Annotated in this window: 17 protein-coding genes; 1 reads left to right on the top strand and 16 read right to left on the bottom strand. The window is 55.3% G+C overall.

The genetic code is table 11. The features are described 5' to 3' along the window. Positions 1-14: 14 nt before the first annotated feature. The 6 genes from ABJZ52_RS19255 to ABJZ52_RS19230 all read right to left on the bottom strand — a co-directional run bounded on the left by ABJZ52_RS19255 (position 15) and on the right by ABJZ52_RS19230 (position 5,069). Positions 15-794 carry a GntR family transcriptional regulator gene (locus ABJZ52_RS19255; protein ID WP_348187841.1) on the bottom strand — a complete coding sequence of 260 codons (780 nt, stop codon included), beginning with the start codon at positions 792-794 and terminating at the stop codon, positions 15-17. Between the two features lie 5 nt (positions 795-799). Next, positions 800-1,663, bottom strand: coding sequence for an NAD(P)-dependent oxidoreductase (locus ABJZ52_RS19250; RefSeq protein ID WP_348187839.1), 864 nt, complete (start codon positions 1,661-1,663; stop codon positions 800-802). Further along, positions 1,653-2,543, bottom strand: coding sequence for an NAD(P)-dependent oxidoreductase (locus ABJZ52_RS19245; RefSeq protein WP_348187837.1), 891 nt, complete (start codon positions 2,541-2,543; stop codon positions 1,653-1,655). Before ABJZ52_RS19245 ends, ABJZ52_RS19250 begins: the two co-directional genes overlap by 11 nt. Continuing rightward, entirely contained in the window at positions 2,540-3,613 is a 1,074-nt protein-coding gene (locus tag ABJZ52_RS19240; RefSeq protein ID WP_348187834.1) for a Gfo/Idh/MocA family oxidoreductase, read from the bottom strand. Before ABJZ52_RS19240 ends, ABJZ52_RS19245 begins: the two co-directional genes overlap by 4 nt. A 142-nt stretch (positions 3,614-3,755) precedes the next feature. Further along, the gene (locus ABJZ52_RS19235; protein WP_348187832.1) at positions 3,756-4,406 is read right to left on the bottom strand and encodes an FCD domain-containing protein; all 651 of its coding nucleotides are present in this window, start codon (positions 4,404-4,406) and stop codon (positions 3,756-3,758) included. Between the two features lie 258 nt (positions 4,407-4,664). Then, complete coding sequence (locus tag ABJZ52_RS19230; protein WP_348187830.1) at positions 4,665-5,069, bottom strand: cupin domain-containing protein; 405 nt, start codon at positions 5,067-5,069, stop codon at positions 4,665-4,667. Between the two features lie 64 nt (positions 5,070-5,133). Between ABJZ52_RS19230 and ABJZ52_RS19225 the strand changes: the two genes are divergently transcribed. Beyond that, positions 5,134-6,189, top strand: coding sequence for an Ldh family oxidoreductase (locus tag ABJZ52_RS19225; RefSeq protein ID WP_348187828.1), 1,056 nt, complete (start codon positions 5,134-5,136; stop codon positions 6,187-6,189). Positions 6,190-6,279: 90 nt separating this feature from the next. Here the strand turns inward: ABJZ52_RS19225 and ABJZ52_RS19220 are convergent, their stop codons facing one another. The 10 genes from ABJZ52_RS19220 to ABJZ52_RS19175 form a co-directional block, all read right to left on the bottom strand. Next, the gene (locus ABJZ52_RS19220; protein ID WP_348187825.1) at positions 6,280-7,095 is read right to left on the bottom strand and encodes an antibiotic biosynthesis monooxygenase; all 816 of its coding nucleotides are present in this window, start codon (positions 7,093-7,095) and stop codon (positions 6,280-6,282) included. 476 nt (positions 7,096-7,571) lie between these two features. Further along, complete coding sequence (locus ABJZ52_RS19215) at positions 7,572-8,543, bottom strand: tripartite tricarboxylate transporter substrate binding protein (RefSeq protein WP_348187823.1); 972 nt, start codon at positions 8,541-8,543, stop codon at positions 7,572-7,574. Positions 8,544-8,625: 82 nt separating this feature from the next. After that, positions 8,626-10,107: a tripartite tricarboxylate transporter permease gene (locus tag ABJZ52_RS19210; RefSeq protein WP_348187820.1), complete on the bottom strand. Its 1,482-nt coding sequence runs from the start codon at positions 10,105-10,107 to the stop codon at positions 8,626-8,628. 35 nt (positions 10,108-10,142) lie between these two features. Beyond that, complete coding sequence (locus tag ABJZ52_RS19205) at positions 10,143-10,661, bottom strand: tripartite tricarboxylate transporter TctB family protein (RefSeq protein ID WP_348187817.1); 519 nt, start codon at positions 10,659-10,661, stop codon at positions 10,143-10,145. A 39-nt stretch (positions 10,662-10,700) separates the two neighbouring features. Continuing rightward, entirely contained in the window at positions 10,701-11,639 is a 939-nt protein-coding gene (locus ABJZ52_RS19200; RefSeq protein WP_348187815.1) for a TRAP transporter substrate-binding protein, read from the bottom strand. 13 nt (positions 11,640-11,652) lie between these two features. After that, on the bottom strand, positions 11,653-12,786 hold the full coding sequence (locus ABJZ52_RS19195) for a Gfo/Idh/MocA family oxidoreductase (protein ID WP_348187813.1): 1,134 nt from the start codon (positions 12,784-12,786) through the stop codon (positions 11,653-11,655). Further along, the gene (locus ABJZ52_RS19190) at positions 12,779-14,302 is read right to left on the bottom strand and encodes a tripartite tricarboxylate transporter permease (RefSeq protein ID WP_348187811.1); all 1,524 of its coding nucleotides are present in this window, start codon (positions 14,300-14,302) and stop codon (positions 12,779-12,781) included. Before ABJZ52_RS19190 ends, ABJZ52_RS19195 begins: the two co-directional genes overlap by 8 nt. Positions 14,303-14,305: 3 nt before the next feature. Then, entirely contained in the window at positions 14,306-14,872 is a 567-nt protein-coding gene (locus ABJZ52_RS19185) for a tripartite tricarboxylate transporter TctB family protein (RefSeq protein ID WP_348187809.1), read from the bottom strand. A 78-nt stretch (positions 14,873-14,950) separates the two neighbouring features. Beyond that, positions 14,951-16,066, bottom strand: a complete 1,116-nt coding sequence (locus tag ABJZ52_RS19180) for a tripartite tricarboxylate transporter substrate binding protein (protein WP_348187806.1) — start codon at positions 16,064-16,066, stop codon at positions 14,951-14,953. Positions 16,067-16,126: 60 nt separating this feature from the next. Continuing rightward, on the bottom strand, positions 16,127-16,714 hold the full coding sequence (locus tag ABJZ52_RS19175; protein ID WP_348187804.1) for a carboxymuconolactone decarboxylase family protein: 588 nt from the start codon (positions 16,712-16,714) through the stop codon (positions 16,127-16,129). Positions 16,715-16,899 lie beyond the last annotated feature (185 nt).

The following is a 16,899-nucleotide window of genomic DNA, read 5'->3' as shown; positions in this document are numbered from 1 at the left end:
CTGCGTCGACGCGATCACGCGATTGTCGGGCTGACCTGCTTTTCAAACTCAAAGTTCAGCGAGAAGCGGCTCTCAGGGTGCACCGAATAGGTCACCAGATAGATCTCGCCATCTGAGTTCTTGTATCTGCGCAAGATGATCAGGGCCGGAGCTCCGGTATCGCATTGCAAAGGTTCAGACAAATCCTCTTCAATCCGTCCGACGAAGATTTCAACCTGTGCGTTCGCTGCGAAATGGCAGTGTCTTTCCTCAATCTGTTTCAAAATCGAGACGCCATTGGGATTTGGTTGATCCAGAACATCTGCAAACTCTGGCTTCACATAAGCATCCAGCCAGGAGATGGGCGCATCTGTCCCTCTGGCGAGCCTCATTGCCTTCAGGCAGCTCCATTTTTGGCCAGAGGCAACGCCAAGGAAATGCGCAAGCGTTGGCGCAAGCTGTTCTACGGAAATTGCCAGATGCTTACGGTAGGTTTCACCAGGATAAATCAGCAGATCTTCAAAAGAACTCATGGTGTGTGTGATCGCCTCGCGCGGCTTATCGCGAAGGATGATGGTTCCCAACCCGGCGCGCGGCTCAATATGTCCGGACGCTTTTAGTCCCGCTAGTGCCTGCCGCACCGTGAAGCGGCTTGCAGACAAACGTTCGCAGAGCGCATGTTCAGTCGGCAAAAGGCTGCCGACCGGATAGACACCACTCTCGATCTCAGCTCTCAACGCGCTTTCGATTTCAACGTACTTGGAAGGCGCCTTGCGCGAAGGGGTTGGCTTTTTTCTCGCCCTGGACTGGTCCATGGTAACTAGTCGCCCTGAAACTTGACTCTCTCGATTGCGAGCAAAATCGCTGAATTGTCTATATCGCCCTCGCCTTCAGCAATGCAATCGTCGACCATCGCCGAATAAGTTTCGGCGAAAGGCAGGCCTTGCTCAGCGTTGCCGGCCAGCGTCCGGATAAGTTTGAAGTCCTTAGCCGACTGCGTTATCCGGCCCAAAGGCTTGAAATCTCGAGCCGTCATGAGAGGTCCCTTGGTCTCCATGACCGCTGAATAGGCGGCAGAATTGCGAGCCAGCTCAAGAAAATCATTTGGCTGAAGGCCAAGGGCCTTTGCAAACACCAGACCTTCTGCGAGTGCCGCCCGATTTAGCCCAAGAACGAGGTTGATTGCGAGCTTGGCGCGATTGCCATTTCCAAGCCCCCCAACGTAGTAGTGGGCGCGGCCAAGCAGTGAAAACAGCCACGTATTGGCATCAGCCAGCGACTCACTTCCACCAACGAGAAACACCGCATTGCCGTTGGCCAGGTCCTTGCTGGTTCCAGAAAGCGGCGCTTCCAGAAGGCGGATACCATACCTCGCAGCCTCCTCCTCCAACTCCAGCATCCGGTCGGGGTCACAAGTGCTGGTCGCAACCAGTGTGACATCGCTCCCAGCCGGGGCGGACCGAATGACCGACAGCAGTTGGTCAGTATCAAACACCGCAGCCAGGACCGTCTTCGAAGCCCAGATATCTGCCTCTTGGGCAGGTAGACCACCGGCTTGTTCGAGATCGGCCATTCGGTCCGGATTTGGGTCGAAACCTGCAACCGAATGCCCAGCCTGCAGGAGCCTATGGGCCAAAGCCTGCCCTATCAGGCCAAGACCGAAAACACCGATACTATCGGTCATCATCATCATCTCCGGGACTTTGAACAAGTTCTTCATACAATGGAAAAAGCCACGAGAAATCCGTAGCTCCATGGCCGGCGGAGACAGCATGGGACAAAATTCCGGACGTCATTGACCCGTAGGGAACGGGTGCCTCCATCTTGGCGGCAAATGACATCGCCATGCCCAAATCCTTGTCCAAATTGGCCACCACTGACCGTGCCATCATTGTGCCGCTCAAAATATCGCGGGGAAACCGTACCTCGCTAACGAAGCTGCGGGCATTTCCAGCATTCAAAACACTGACGGCTTTGTTCAAGTCGAGACCGGCACGCTCGGCAAGTCGCAGTCCTTCACAAGTCGCAAGGAAGTTGCTGTGCAGGATCATATTGTGAACCAGCTTCATAGCGTGGCCGGACCCCACCGCACCGAGGTGGAAGACCTGATCAGCAATCACGTCCAACACCGGGCGGATGGCCGATAAAGTCTCACCGTCGCCACCAACCATCAGCGTCAGCGCTCCCGCGTCGGCACCAGCTGCCCCGCCTGTCATCGCCGCATCGAGATAGCCAAAGCCAAGCGCGGAAAGTTCCCCCGCCAGAATTTGACTTTTGGCGGGGTCTGACGTGGTCAAATCAACGATGACCTGCCTTGATCCGGCAACGCAACCGCGCAACGCAAGACCGATTTCATCGCTGGAAGGGACCACGCACAAGATGATGTCGGCCTTGTCCACCAGGGCCTGACCGGCATCAAACGAGACATTCGCCGACAAATTCGCCGCTTTGAATGCCTCTTCCTGTACGTCTGAAGCAGCAACCAGCACACCGGCCTTATCCAGGTTCCGCGCAATTCCACGGCCCATCTGGCCCAAGCCGATGACTGCGACCGCCTGGGTCATTTGGCAGCTTTCATATCCGCCAACATGGCGAGAGAATGGTTTGAAAGCGGCAGGCTGATTGGCTCTCCGACCTCGGCAGAGATATCAGCGGCAGAATAGGTTTCCATCACCATCCGCGCGTGTTCGGGAGCCACCATCGGGGGCGTATCCATCAAGACGGATTCCAGGAAGTGGATCGTTTCCGGACCCATTTGACCTGCGAACATATGATCAACATGCTCACCTGGCATCGTCGACATGGGATACTCGGTCCCATTGGCAACCGTATTCAGCCAGTTGTCTCGCGACGTGTCGTCAAGGATCAGAGCTCCTTCGGTACCCGTGATTTCAATCCAGGTTCCGCAGTAGTTCGGATAGCTTGGTGGCAAGTTCCAACCGCCGCCGACAACTACCAGGGTTCCGTCGTCCATCGTGACGGTCGACCACATACAGTCATAGGAACCGTTCAGTTCCTTCATGTAACCGTAGGCGCCTTGAGAGTACACTTTCACTGGCTTGGCCGGGGCCAACAACCACATGACAAAGTCCAGATCGTGGGTCGATTCCATGGCAACGGGCGAGAGCTTCACCCGATTTGCTATTTTCTTGCCAAGGTTTCGTGACAGGTGTCTGCTCACCATCACATTGACGACCTTGCCCAGTTTGCCCTCGGTGATCGACTTTTTGGCGTAGGCGATCTTCGAGTTGAAGCGCTGGGAATATCCAATCGTGAACTTGAGATTGTTCTTGCGAGAGATCGAAATCAGCTCGTCGGCTTCCCAAAGCTCAAGCGCAATCGGCTTTTCCAGAAGCACGTGCTTCCCGGCTTTCAGGCAATCGCGTGCAATGGGGTAATGGGACCCTTCCGGAGTGGTCGAAATGTAGACAACCTCAATAGCCGGGTTTTTGACGATATCCTGATAGTCAGTCGTCGCCGTCGCTGGATTGGTCAGAGCCTTCACTTCTGCCAGACGCTCGGGCTTGATTTCGCAAATGTGCAGCCTGTCAACCAGCGCAGATTTTGCAAGTGACTCGGCGCGTATCCCCCCACACCAACCCGTACCGATAACCGCGACTTCGACCTGCCTCATGAATTCCTCCGGTTCTTGAATTTCCTCGAACCAGAGATATCACATTTGTCCGGATATTTAACCCGAAAACGCCATAATCACGCGACTTAACGGCACATACCATCAAAGAGATTGTACGAACAATTCGGCGATATAAAACTCACTATTCGGAAGTCATTGCGTTCAGGGTGGTCTGCAGATGCGACTGCATTGCCTTGCGGGCCTCTCCGCTCGCACGCCGCTCCAAAGCGGAGACGATCGCGTCATGCTCGTCGAAGGAGTGATAGTCGGGGGGCGGAACAGTCTGCGAGGTATCCAGGCGCCTCCAAACCACCACGAGCCTCACCCCGTTCACAATTTTGAAAAGCTCATGAAGCAGGGAATTTCCCGACGCGCTGGCAACCACGTCGTGAAAGATCGCATCAAGCTTCTCATATTCAGTCCAGTTGCGACTCGACTTCATATCGGCGCACAAACCACGCAATTTGCGCAGTTGTTGAGGCGTCGCATGGAGTGCCGCCATTCTTGCCAGTTCAGGCTCCAGCGCCAACCGAGCCATCATCGCCTCATAAGGACCGGTGCATTCCGACAAAGCTGCCGTGCTGCCAGCGATGGAAACGTCATTCTTCTTTTCAGGCAAACGCTTGAGAAAGGTGCCACTCCCCACCCGGCGCTCCACCCCCCCTTCGGCTTCGAGAAGCAGAAGAGCCTTGCGCAACTCCGTGCGGCTGATTCCGAGCGAGCCGGACAGATCCCGTTCCGGCGGAAGCTTCGCGCCCACACTCAGACCGGAATTTGCGACCCAGGATCGCAAACGCGTATGTGCTTTCGTGTTAATTGGTTTTCCAATTCCGACAATAGAGTTTCAACGAAAAATTCGGATAAATTCCCTACCTAATTATAATAATGAGACTTTTTAAGAAAACATCATGTCGCTATAATTAGACCGGCACACAATATTGCAGAGTCTGCGATATTGGTCAACCATTTCATTCAAGGCCCCGTGATGTTGAACAATCTGGCCTCATCCGACATGCAGGTTCAATACAGTTTCAGCCACTTTATGTGGTCTTCAAACCTGATCTTTGGGAGACATGTGAGGTACCGTCTCACCACTTTCAGTGAATGTTCGCGTAACGTCTCTGGCACCATAGATCCAAAGGATCACCAACCTGCCCGTGCCCGAGTTGCGAAAGTAGTGCGGAACATTGGCGGGGACGAACGTCGTGTCCATCGCTCCAAGACGGACGATTTCGCCGCCAATCATCGCATCAGCCTGCCCTTCGAGGATGGTCACCTGCTCGGCACAGTTGTGGCTGTGCAAAGGCGCGGCCGAGCCCGCAGGAAATGCGGTCGTGCCAGTTGTAAAGGGCGTTTCTGGTGCATTCCCCTTGCCAACCATTAGCCGGGTTTCAACCCCATCTCCCCGGCTGAAAGGGGCAATCTCGTCGTATGTCACCGTAATACCATCGGTCATTTCCTGGATCCTCTTCTTCATTTCAAAAAACGCTGCCTGCGGCAGCACCTAGGGAGTCAACACATTGTCCAGCACACCATCCAATCTCTCAGCAGAATCTCTTAGATCATTCATAACTCGTAGTTTTCTCGCCTGCGGCTTCCCCGAACACAATGCTCGGGTCGCAGCAGATCTGATGACTCAAGCCGACTTGAACGGGCAGGATGGACATGGTGTCTTTCGGTTGCCTCAATATGTTAATCGCATCTTGTCGGGCGGAATGAATGTTGACCCGAAATTCAAGGTTATCGAGGAACGCACCGCGACCGCACTGATCGATGGAGACAACGGCCTCGGACATCTCGTGATGCATCACGCGACCCAGATGGCGATGAACAAGGCGGAAACCACCGGCATCAGCTGGGTCGGCGCTCGTCACTCCAACCACGCTGGTCCCGCCTCTCTCTACGCGATGATGCCCCTGAAAAAGGACATGATCGGAATTTACGTCGCGGTTGGAAGCGCCAACCATCTCCCCCCCTGGGGCGGCACCGAAATGTTGTTGAGCACCAACCCGATCGCGATCGCGGTTCCCTCTGGTCAAAACCCACCGATCGTTCTGGATATGGCGACCACAGTCGCCGCCTATGGCAAGGTCAAAACGGCAGCCCAACGGGGCGAAACCATCCCTGAAGGCTGGATGATCGACAAACAGGGCACCCCTCTGACCGATCCGACCCGCGCGTCTGAAGGTTTTCTTCTGCCCATTGGCGGTCCCAAGGGCTATGGCCTGGCCCTGATCTTCGGAATTCTGGCAGGAACCCTGAACGGCGCGGCTTTCGGGCAGGACGTCATAGACTTCAACGCGGACAGTAAAACCACCACCAACACCGGTCATTTCATCATCGCTCTCGACATCAAGGCTTTTACCGATCCATCCAAATTCCGTGCAGACATTGATCGTGTTTGGGGCGAAATGAAATCGTCTCCCAAACTACCCGGAGTGGACGAAATCCGGCTGCCGGGGGAAAGACTTGCCCGTATCAAAGGCGAACGCTCCGCTTCCGGCATCCCCGTGGCGCCAGCGCTGAAGGCGCAATTGGACAAACTCGCCGAAAGACTGGGCATTGCCCCCCTCTAAAAGAGCTGCCTATCGCCTCTTTAAGATCTGCTATTCCCCCCCCAAAAAAAGCCCGGGCCGTCGCTGCAAAACGGCCCGGGCAAAGGTCGATTAGTTTCCGATCAACGTATAAAGGCGTTCGTCATAAAGACTGCCGGTCAGCATGTTGAGAACAAACTGCGGATCCTCATTCACACCACCTGCTGCCGGAATACCGGACAGCTCATTGCGGAAAGCCTTCTTTTCCGGTGTGATCTGATGAGCTGCTTGCGAAGCCGCACTGTCCCACATTTCAACAACGCTCATGTGGTTGCCACGGTTAGACTGCGTCAGAATATCAAAACGCATATTGCCGTCATGAGTGCGTCCAAATTCGGCAAGTCCAGTCATCATTTCGTTGCCGCAAGGACCGCTGGCATCCACCTGCCGATCGCAAGGTGCAAACTGCTCAGGCGGAATGATGTCGGCATGTGTGATGACGTAGATTGTCTTGTCGTCACCGGCGGGCAAAGTTGACGGATCAGCGGCACCAAGACCAACATGTGGGCGTTCATCATAGGGTGCATAAAGCATTGGCTCCAGTGCATTGCGGAACGCGATGGTGTGATCTGAAGCAGCGTGAGCAGCCCGCGACTCCGGACCATCCCATGCTTCCAGAATCACGAAGTGATTGCCCTGGCCAATGCGCTGCACAGCTTCGAAACGCAAGTTTCCGTTCTCTGACTTGCTGTTCGCGACCTGATCTTCGATCAATTTCCTGGCAGCATCAGTGCTTGCGACATCCGCCTCTACATAAGTCACTATGAAAGTCGGCTTATCAGACAGGATTGTGCCATCCTGCAGTTTAACATCGGCCTGTGCGCCCGTGCTCGCAAAAAAAAGCAACGCCGAAGCAGCTCCTACAATTGATTTCGTAAGGTTATTCATAATTCCCTCCACATATTTGTATTTTTATTCTAGTCAGCCTTGGGCTGCGTCTTTTTATTGTAAAAATTCATGAATTCATTAGCGCGCGTCCCTTGGATCTCTCTTTGACGCACGCCTGTAAATCGCTCGCGTATGGACGGTAAAACCCGCCTTCTGTTAGCCCTGTTGCCAGGACACGCCCCATAACCGCATTGGCTTTGATCTGGAGCAGCTTTTCCGGCGACAAGATGTGTCAAAATCGGAAATGCGGAGCATTTCAGTTCCGTCGCACAGCCAACGCCGGATAAATTAGCAAGATCCAAAGGGCGTTGATTTGGCTTTTGACGAAAGTGTCAGCGCCCTCGGCCAGACAAAAACGCCTTGGAGCGCTTCCGCTAAGTCACGTGCCATTTCAACGCCCAATAGGCCGCATTTTCGGGTCCGTACCCTAAAGGGGGAAAGGTGCGCGGAAAAATCCGCGCACCTAGGATTTCGCGTTACTGGCTCGTCAGTTTTTCGACGAGATCCTTATAGGCAACGCTCTGCTCCTTACGCATGGCTTCGTAGGTCGGGCCATCCAGGATATCGACGTTTTCGCCAAGGCGACCCATCATGCGCACGAAAGTTTTGTCCTCTGCCAAAGCCTTGAACGCACCAGTCAGTTGTTCGACAACTTCATCAGGCGTATCGGCCGGTGTCAGCACGACGCGGTGCATGAACCCTACATCTCCCTCGACGCCAACTTCGGCCAGGGTTGGAACATCTTCGTAAATGCGCTCAGCGCCGGCTGTCGCCAGAACCCGGACTTTGCCCGCAGCAAGTTGTGGTGCCAATGCAGATGGAAAGCCCATCGTGACGTCTGCATCACCAGAAAGGAGCGCCTGCATAGCTGGGCCACCACCTTGGTATGGAACGAGGTTCCAGGAAACATCCAGAGCTTTCATCACCTGGGCAGCTGGTACGAAGAGCGCGCCCCAGTTTCCGGAATGCGCCATCTGGATTCCACCTGGCTTTTCCTTGGAAGCGGCAATCAGTTCCTCAAATGTCTGATAAGGACTGTCAGCATTCACAACGACCGCAATCGGAGCGTAGTTGATACGTGCCACCGGCTTGAAGTCAGCACCCGGATCATAAGGCAGGGTCTCAACATGCTGCTGAAGCATGTCGATGTAGTTATGCGTGAACAGCAAAGTGTACCCATCCGCCGCTGAATTTGCGACTTCCTGTGTACCCTTCTGGCCGCCTGCACCAGGCGTCAAACGAACGATCATCGCCTGATTGATGTAGCTCGGGATGATGGACGTTACAACGCGCGCGTTCAAGTCATGTGAACCACCGGCACCAAGCGGGATCACCATCGTGATCGGCTTTTCCGGGAATTCTGCGTGGGCGATGCCGGATGACAAACCAAGTGCCATGCCTGCAGCGACCATGACCGACGAAGTCATCTTGATGGTCTTCCTCAACATTTCAATTCCTCCCAATTGCATCTTGCAGAAAGTCGACATGGCCTAGCCGATGCGCGTCTTGGCCATGCGTATTCTCTTTGGGTTAGTGCGCTATTGTTTTACGCATACGCCTCCAAAGCAGAAATCCGATTGCGGGAATAACCAGCAGAACTGCGAGGGCACCCTGCCGATCGCCAAGGAAGAATCCGGCGAGATCACCGTTCGCCATGGCAACCGTTTGGCCAAACGCATATTCCATGGGCTCCCCCAGAATGAACCCCATCACCATCGGCATCACGTCAAACTTTGCAGCCCTTGCAACGATGCCGAAGATCCCGAAACCAACCAGCATGAGCAGATCGACCGAGTCCGAGCGGAAAACATAGGCGCCCGCGAAAGCAAACATGATCACCAGCGGGATCAGGACGGAGACCTTGATCGTCACAAGCCGCGAGAAGAACGGAATAGACAGGTATCCAATGGCGAGGAACATAAGGTTCGCGAACACCATTGCGATCAGGATCGCGAAGACCGTGGCGCCTTGCTCATCGAACAGCTGCGGACCGGGCCGCAATCCCTGAGCAACGAATGCTCCGAGCAGGATCGCCGTCACATTGTCACCGGGAATCCCGAGCGTGAGCAGCGGAACCATGGTCGGTCCATTCACTGCGTTGTTCGCAGCCTCTGCCGCGGCAACGCCTTCCAGCTCCCCTTCCCCGAAGGTCTCTGGATGATCGGACGCGTTTTTCGCAGCTGAATAGCCCATCATCGCCGCAACCACCTGGCCAAGGCCGGGGATGGTTCCGATGCCCGTTCCAATAACCGTGGATCGGCAGATCGTTCTCAGTGTCTTCTTGAACTCCGCCCACGTCAGTCGCTCGCCCATGAGACCCGCAAGATGGCGGGCTTTCTCGTTACGCATGACCACGCTGGCGACTTCGGGGATTGCGAACACCCCGATCAGCATCGGCAAAAGCGGAATGCCGGACTTGAGTTCGAACAATCCAAACGTGAACCGCTCCACCCCGCCCAACGGGTCGGTTCCGATGAAAGAAAGCCAGATGCCAAGAAGCATCATGATCAAGGCCCGCATCGGGTTGGAGCCCGACGTCGCCGCAATGATCACCAAGCTCATCAAAAGCACTGCGAACAGCTCTGGCGGGCCGAACTGCATCACCAGATAGGCGATCGGGAAGATCATCATCATCGTGAAGATGTCGCTCGACATATCGCCGAGCACTGACGAAAACAAAGCCATGTCGAGCGCTTTTCGCGACTTGCCCTTTTGGGTCAGCTTGTAACCATCAATTGACGTTGCAACCGCCGCCCCCGTGCCGGGCATCGAGACCAGGATCGCAGGAATGCTGCCCCCGAAGATGCCTCCCTTGTAGATGCCCAAAAGGAAGGGAATGCCAACGATCGGATCGAGGAAGAAGGAGATCGGAAGCAAAATGGCCATCGCCATAAGCGTCGTGAACCCGGGCAGCGCGCCGACGAGCATGCCGCCAAATAGGCCAAGGCCCATCATCACAAAAGTATCAACGCGCAGCGCCAGGCCAAAGCCCTCAATGAACTGTTCAATCATCTTGTATTCTCATCAATCCCAATGTGTTCATTGGCTCATCCACCCAGAAGACTGCCGTAGGCCAATTCAATGACGTTGAGCTCCGGCAGGGATACAGCGAGCAATCGCGTTGCTCCGAGGTAGAGCAACGACGGCCCACAGATCGACAGCACTGCAATTTGTGCCCAATTCCGATTTCCCATCTGGACGGACAGAAGTGCCGTCGCGATCGTTGACGAGATCTGGAAGCCGAAGGGCACCATCATCAGGGCATACCCCGTCAGGATGGCAAAGAAGTAGGTCCCGCGATACCAGCCGTCCTTGCCAAGCGCCGGTCCTGACTCAATCTGGAAGCCTCGGACCTGCATGCCCACCTGCAGAACGCACAACAGCGCCATCAGGGTCAAAATCACGAAAGGGAAACTATCCGGAGAGATTGCCGTCAGGGATCTTCCGAACAAAAGCTTCGGTGCGGCAACAAGGCTTCCCATGAAAACAAGCGCCAGGCAGGCAAGCACCAGAACGGTGACTGCGAACATGAACGCTGGAGACTTTTTTACTTCGCGGTTAATCATCGCAACAGCGCGCTCCTCGGTGTTTGTTGACCTCTGCCATCAGTTCATCTGCGCCAGATCATTCTCGAAAAGTTCGATCAGTTCGGAGCTGAATCTCTGCCTGGTTTTTTCAACTTCGGCTCGGGTTGCCTTCACAAACTCGGCCCGTTCCGGCGCCGTCAATTCGATGAGTTCCACACCATCAGCGACGAGCGCCTTGGTGCAAATTCCATCATCGTCCTCCGCAAACTGCCGCTGATACCGGGTTGCTTCCGAGACTGCGCTTATGACTGCGTCACGCACCTCTGCCGGCCAGGACTCAACTGTTTTGCGGTTGAACAGAACCAGAGCGACACCAAGAAGGTGACCGGTCAACGTGATCTTGCGATGGGTCTTGTGAAGGTCAAAGTTGTAGATATTGGTCAGAGGGTTTTCCTGCGCATCGACGCGAAAATTCGCAACGGCCTCCGGCAAGTCACGGACGTCAATCGCCATCGGGTCAAATCCCAGCGCCTTAAAAACACGTTGGTGGTCGTCGCTGGCCAACGTCCTGAGTTTCAACCCCTCACAATCCTCCGGCCTCCGGATTTCGGTTTGAGCAGAGGAAATGTGGCGCAGGCCGTTGTCCCAGTAGCCCAGGACGACAAAACCGGTCTTGGCGGCGACCTCATCTGCCAGGCGGCGCCCCAAAGACCCGTCGAGAACACCATAGGCATGCAGACGATCGGCAACAGCAAAGTGTTGGTCAAACAACGCCAATTCAGGAACCCGGCCGGCAAGGTAACTCGACGAGAAGTAGCACCCGTCCAGTTCACCGCTCTCCGTCAACGACAGGAGATCAGATGCCTTGTGCCCCTGAGACACGATGTTCTGCCGAAACTCCACGTCGACCGCGTCTCCAAGCGAGCTCGACAAGAGCTCGCACAATTTGCGCGCACCGCGGGTATGGACCGAATTGTCGCCCTGATAGCCGCCAAATGTTATTTTAATCGGGCTCATGTCAGATCCTTCATCAGCTCACCAGTTCCTTCATCAGCTCGTCAGGAGCGACGGGCAGATCGACCGGACGTCCGCGCTTCGCGGACAGGTCCATCGCCATCGTCATCAGCAAGTTGCGATGTCCGTCAGCTGCTGTTGCATGCGGCGTGCGTTGCCCGGTGTAGAGATGCTGGTACCAGGCGTTCGTCTCTTCACGCATCGGGCCCCAGAGTTGGCCGTCATGCAGATCCCCTGGGGGATAGCTGGTGAGGAATTCGACATGCCTGTCCGGCGCAGTGTAACCCTCTGGCGCATAGCCAGCGCCCTGAGCAACATTTGTCGCCATCACAAGATCGCGGTGCGTATCCTCCACGTCGATGACGCCTTCGGAGCCCACGATCCCGATTTCGATGCCATAGACAGCGCCAGGCCATACCTCAGGCAACCCCCATGAAATGTTCATGGAAAAAATCGAACCGTCATCCATCGTAAAGATGCCAAACGTGGAATCCTTAGTTCCCCACTTGCCAAGCACTTTATCGGTCGATTGCGCGAAGACGCTCACTGGCGTCTTGCCCTCCATGAGCCACAGCGACATATCGAGGCTGTGCGTGCCGGAAACCACCATAGGCGTCAGCGTCGCGCGGTCCTGGGTACGTTGCACGGTCGCAAGCGGCACCATCCTGTTCATGAAAGCGCGGGTCACGACAGAATGCACATCACCGATCTGTCCGGTAATCAGTCGTTCCTTTATCGCAAGGAAGCGGCGGCGAAAGCGATTGGTGTAGCCAATCACGGCATCAATATCGTTGGCCTGGATCTGCTCGAAAAGCTGTGCGGACTGGCGTGCATCCGTGGCAAGCGGCTTTTCGATAAAGAGGTCATGCCCCTTCTCGATCGCAAGTAGCGTCGGATCAAAGTGGAAGTTCTCATCAGTCGCAATGATGGTTGCGGTTACCTCAGGCCGTGCGAGAAGTTCACGGTAGTCGGTTGTAAAGAAATCCGCGTCGATATCAGTGGCAAGCTTTTGGCCAATATCCGATTTTACGTCGCACAATCCGACCCAGCCTACACCGGGATACGCACGCGCAAGCTCGGCCCTGATACGCCCGATCGTTCCGCAACCGACGATGGCAAGTCCGATTTCCTTGCGTGTTTGCTTAGACATTCCGAGTTCCTTCAAGATTTTGCGCGGCATACTCCGCATCATTGCCCTTCGCAGAGCGCATCGCTCGCAGCAGACCTTCGATCACCACCAAGCTGACGCAGATCATCAGACCTGTTCCAATCCATTGCGACAGAACGAAACCGATTGATTTGTCGTCGAACACGAGCAGCGAGCGCCGGAGGTTTTCGTCCGCCAGAGGCCCAAGGATCACGCCGAGAACGACAGGAGCGACGGGGAAGTGGAATATTGTCAGCAGCCAACCGGCGGCGCCGGCGGCGAACATCACCCACACGTCGAACATGGATAGCTTCACTGCATAGGCACCAATCACGCAGACCGGGATAATCAGCGGCATCAGCACGCCACGCGGCAGGCTGAACAGCTTTACGCAAGGTGCAATCAGAGCAAAGGCCGCCAGATACATCATGAAGTTCGCAATGATCAGCGCGCCGTAGATGAAATAGATCAGTCCGGGATGATCCAACTCGATTGTTGGTCCAACGCTCACATTCTTGAGGGTCAAGGCCGCCAGCAGAGCAGCCGCGGCTGCATTCCCCGGAATGCCAAGTGCCAGTGTCGGCAGCATGGATCCGCCAATATTGGCGTTATTGGACGTCTCGGCGCAGACCAAGGCCTCATAGCTACCCTTGCCCCACTTGGCCTTTTCTTCAGGCTTCGCCCGACGGCGACCTATGTCGTAGGCCAGGAAGGAGGCTACATTCGCACCAGCACCAGGAATGGCGCCGATAAATGTCCCGAGCACTCCGGAGCGGACAGCTGACGGCGCAAAGCGCATCAGCAGCCCGAAACGCGGCATCAGGCGCCCGACCTTGCTCGGAATGGTTGGCGTGTCCTTGGAGGGAAGCGTCCTTAAGATCTCGGCAAGGCCGAAGAGACCGATCAGGATGGCAACGTAGGAAACGCCATCGAAGAGCATGAAACTGCCAAAGGTGAAGCGCGGCACAGCGTGGATCGAATCCAAGCCGACAAGCGACACCAGAAGGCCGATCCAACCTGCAATCCATCCTTTCAACGGCATGGAGCCTGCCGCCATTGAACCGGAAACCATGATGCCAATGACCGCAAGCCAGAACATCTCCCAGGAGCGGAAATTGAGTGCGAAGGTCAAAATCAGCGGGATCAGGGTAATCAGCAAAACGATGCCAATGCTTCCACCGACAAAGGAAGCCGCGATTGACATCCCAAGTGCCTGGCCGCCCTCTCCTCTTTGAGCAAGTTGATGCCCCTCGATCATGGTCGGGACGGCATCGGGCGTGCCGGGAATATTGATCAGAACGGCCGAGATCGCCCCCCCAAAGACACTGCCCGTATAGACGCCCAACATGAAACAGATCGATGCTTCCTGGGACAGGCCGGCAGAAAGCCCGATCAACAGTCCCATCGCCATCGTGGTTGACAGGCCCGGGAGTGCTCCCCAGATGATACCAAGACTGACACCGGCGAGAGTAAGAGCCAGGAGGCTCGGGTTCATGAGTTGAAGAAATGCATCAATCATGTCTCAGAACCCTCCCGGCAATGGAATTTGAAAAATTTTCTGGAACACAATCGAGAGCACCAGCGTCCAACCCGTAGCGATAGCGACGATTGCGAGGAGCGGGCCGCCCCAATACACCCTCATGATTGCCGACAGGGCGAGGATAGTCAGCGGCTCAAAAGCGCTCAGCACATAGTGCACACCAGCAACCTGAAGGTGCGTCTGAAACGCAAGCCATTGCAGGCCGGCGATATAGATTGCGATGGCAGCAGCCAGTGGGACGGCGCGCATCTGCTCCGAGACCTCACCCGGCGCAAACATCATCAGGGGTGTTCCCGTCCGGCGTCGTTGAATTGCAGAGACTGCGAGCAGGATTGCCATTCCACCGAGCGAAACAGCAGTCAAAAACGGCAAAAGTCCCGGCGCAGTGGCCAATTCACCTGGCACGGGCAGCAAGAGTGACGCCACAACGACAAGCGTTGCAATTGCCAGCAAAAACGCGGCTGCAATGAGGTCAAGGAAAGGTGCTGCGTAACCCGCATGCGCATCCTCGCCTTCAAATTTAATCTCATCTACATGCTCAGACTTCACGCCGCAGACCTCAAACAATGAACAAGGAAGGGATTTCGGGCGTGGTTTTTCTTCACGCCCGAAATTTTTGGCTGTGTTCTACTTGATCGGGGCTGGCGTATAGCCCTTGGGAGGCCACCAGGTATCGAAGTCTTCCGGCTTGGGAAGTCCCAATGCGTCGGCGGTCTGGACCTCGGCACCAATCTGGTCCTGGAAGCGGTTGAAGATGTCGACCGTAACCGTCTCCATCAATGCTCCTTCACGATCAGCTTCCTCGCCCACCTTGACATCAAGCTGGAAGAACTTCGCCTTCATCAGGTCCTTGAACCCGTCAGAATTCGCTGCAGCACGGAAACCGTCAGCCAATTCCTGAAGAACTTCCGGCGGAAGATCGCGGCGCATCATGAAGTTGTAAGTTGCCCCAACCGGCAGGATTTTGCGGCTTTCAGGAATGATGGACGCGATGGACGGCAGAACCGTACCGTCCTCCAGAACGATGTCCTCTGCGCTCGTCTGGCACAGGTTCCGCATCTCGCCTGCGCGTATCAGATCGATGTGCTCGTGCACGCCGCCGCCCGAAATATCGGTCTCGCCCTGAAGGCCGGCCAACGTGGCAGGCTTGCCACCTTTGTAAGGAACGTATTTCAACTCGACCCCGGCAAGGTCGGCAACGATCAAAGCGAGCTCATGCCACACGCCACCGGTACCGGAAGTCGAGATCGAAACACTGCCCGGATTTGCCTTGGCTGCGGCAATCATGTCCTCAAAGGTTTGAAATGGTGAGTCTTTCCGAACAGACCAGCTCGCGAGTGCGTTGGCCGCCTTCATCGGAACCCATTCCTCCCAAGGCGTGAATTCGGCATGCCCGAGGACGCGGACAAAACGGTTGTAGTTGGCACCGCCAAGCAGCGTATAGCCATCTGGGCGAGCTGCAGAAACATATTGAGTTGCGACACCACCTACAGCACCAGGTTTGTTGACAACGTTGATCGTCCAACCCTTGGCAGCCGCCATCTCCTCAGCCAGCTTGCGCATGATCGTATCGGTACCACCGCCAGCAGAATACATGACGACAAGCGTGACCGGTCGACTTGGGTAGCTTTGCGCAAAAGCAGAGCCAGGAATGGTAATTTCCAACGCCGCCGCACCAGCAATACCGGCCGATCCTGCAAGAAATTTACGGCGATCCAAGCCACCTGTTTTTTCATCACTCATGATTTTTCCTCCCAGTTGATTGCGATAGGCTTACGCCCAATTCTGCAGATTCACGCCCCCTCAAGCGCGATCTTCTTTCGCCCCCCGATAACCATTTTCCTCAAGAAATTCCGTCACTTGCGGCTCAACATCAGTCTCCATAAGAGCGTTCCACCTGTTGTTGAAACCAAACAACGCGATCACCGCTCCCAACTCGACGATTTGCTCTTCGGAAAAGTGCTTGCGCATTTCGACCATGTCATCGGGATTGGCATAGGCAGGACACTGCCCTCCTGTCAGAGCCACCCTAAGCGCAGAACGTTCGGCCGCAGAGAACACCGACGACGTCTCAAACTCCCAGATCGCATCGAGCTTTTCCTGCGACACTCCGGCATCAGCACCGTTTTTAAATGTATGCGCGGAGCAATAAGAGCAGCCATTGGAGAGACTGGTGATATGCGCCACCATCCATCGAAGCTCCGGATCAACCGTACCATCGGGGTTACGGACGACAGCACGGATCAGCTCCAGGACAGCCTTCGCAATTTCAGGCCGCCGGGACAGCGTCAACATTGAGTTTGCGGTAAACCCGGTAGCAGACGCCAACCAAGCAATATCCTCCTGAGCCTGCTTGGTCTCAGACATCGACAAAGGCGATACGTGCGGCATAATCCCTCCCAGACATCCACTCGCTCTAAGCAATTCCTCGAGGCTAAATTGGTTCACCAATCAAGCCGGAACAATTAACGTCCAACCACTTTATATACCACTGTAAATATAGCAATATTAATATCAGTTTTCTTGGAAAAATTCTACAAATCAGCTAAGTAACAACCCAAATTGGTCGACCAATT

The sequence above is a fragment of the Roseibium sp. genome (assembly GCF_039982295.1).
GTDB lineage: Bacteria > Pseudomonadota > Alphaproteobacteria > Rhizobiales > Stappiaceae > Roseibium.
This window is presented reverse-complemented; position numbering and strand designations above follow the sequence as displayed.

Bases quoted from the DNA above. Each gene is read 5' to 3' on its own strand.
- ABJZ52_RS19255 (WP_348187841.1), bottom strand. From the start codon at position 794: ATGGACCAGTCCAGGGCGAGAAAAAAGCCAACCCCTTCGCGCAAGGCG.
- ABJZ52_RS19250 (WP_348187839.1), bottom strand. From the start codon at position 1,663: ATGACCGATAGTATCGGTGTTTTCGGTCTTGGCCTGATAGGGCAGGCT.
- ABJZ52_RS19245 (WP_348187837.1), bottom strand. From the start codon at position 2,543: ATGACCCAGGCGGTCGCAGTCATCGGCTTGGGCCAGATGGGCCGTGGA.
- ABJZ52_RS19240 (WP_348187834.1), bottom strand. From the start codon at position 3,613: ATGAGGCAGGTCGAAGTCGCGGTTATCGGTACGGGTTGGTGTGGGGGG.
- ABJZ52_RS19230 (WP_348187830.1), bottom strand. From the start codon at position 5,069: ATGACCGATGGTATTACGGTGACATACGACGAGATTGCCCCTTTCAGC.
- ABJZ52_RS19220 (WP_348187825.1), bottom strand. From the start codon at position 7,095: ATGAATAACCTTACGAAATCAATTGTAGGAGCTGCTTCGGCGTTGCTT.
- ABJZ52_RS19215 (WP_348187823.1), bottom strand. From the start codon at position 8,543: ATGTTGAGGAAGACCATCAAGATGACTTCGTCGGTCATGGTCGCTGCA.
- ABJZ52_RS19210 (WP_348187820.1), bottom strand. From the start codon at position 10,107: ATGATTGAACAGTTCATTGAGGGCTTTGGCCTGGCGCTGCGCGTTGAT.
- ABJZ52_RS19205 (WP_348187817.1), bottom strand. From the start codon at position 10,661: ATGATTAACCGCGAAGTAAAAAAGTCTCCAGCGTTCATGTTCGCAGTC.
- ABJZ52_RS19200 (WP_348187815.1), bottom strand. From the start codon at position 11,639: ATGAGCCCGATTAAAATAACATTTGGCGGCTATCAGGGCGACAATTCG.
- ABJZ52_RS19195 (WP_348187813.1), bottom strand. From the start codon at position 12,786: ATGTCTAAGCAAACACGCAAGGAAATCGGACTTGCCATCGTCGGTTGC.
- ABJZ52_RS19190 (WP_348187811.1), bottom strand. From the start codon at position 14,302: ATGATTGATGCATTTCTTCAACTCATGAACCCGAGCCTCCTGGCTCTT.
- ABJZ52_RS19180 (WP_348187806.1), bottom strand. From the start codon at position 16,066: ATGAGTGATGAAAAAACAGGTGGCTTGGATCGCCGTAAATTTCTTGCA.
- ABJZ52_RS19175 (WP_348187804.1), bottom strand. From the start codon at position 16,714: ATGCCGCACGTATCGCCTTTGTCGATGTCTGAGACCAAGCAGGCTCAG.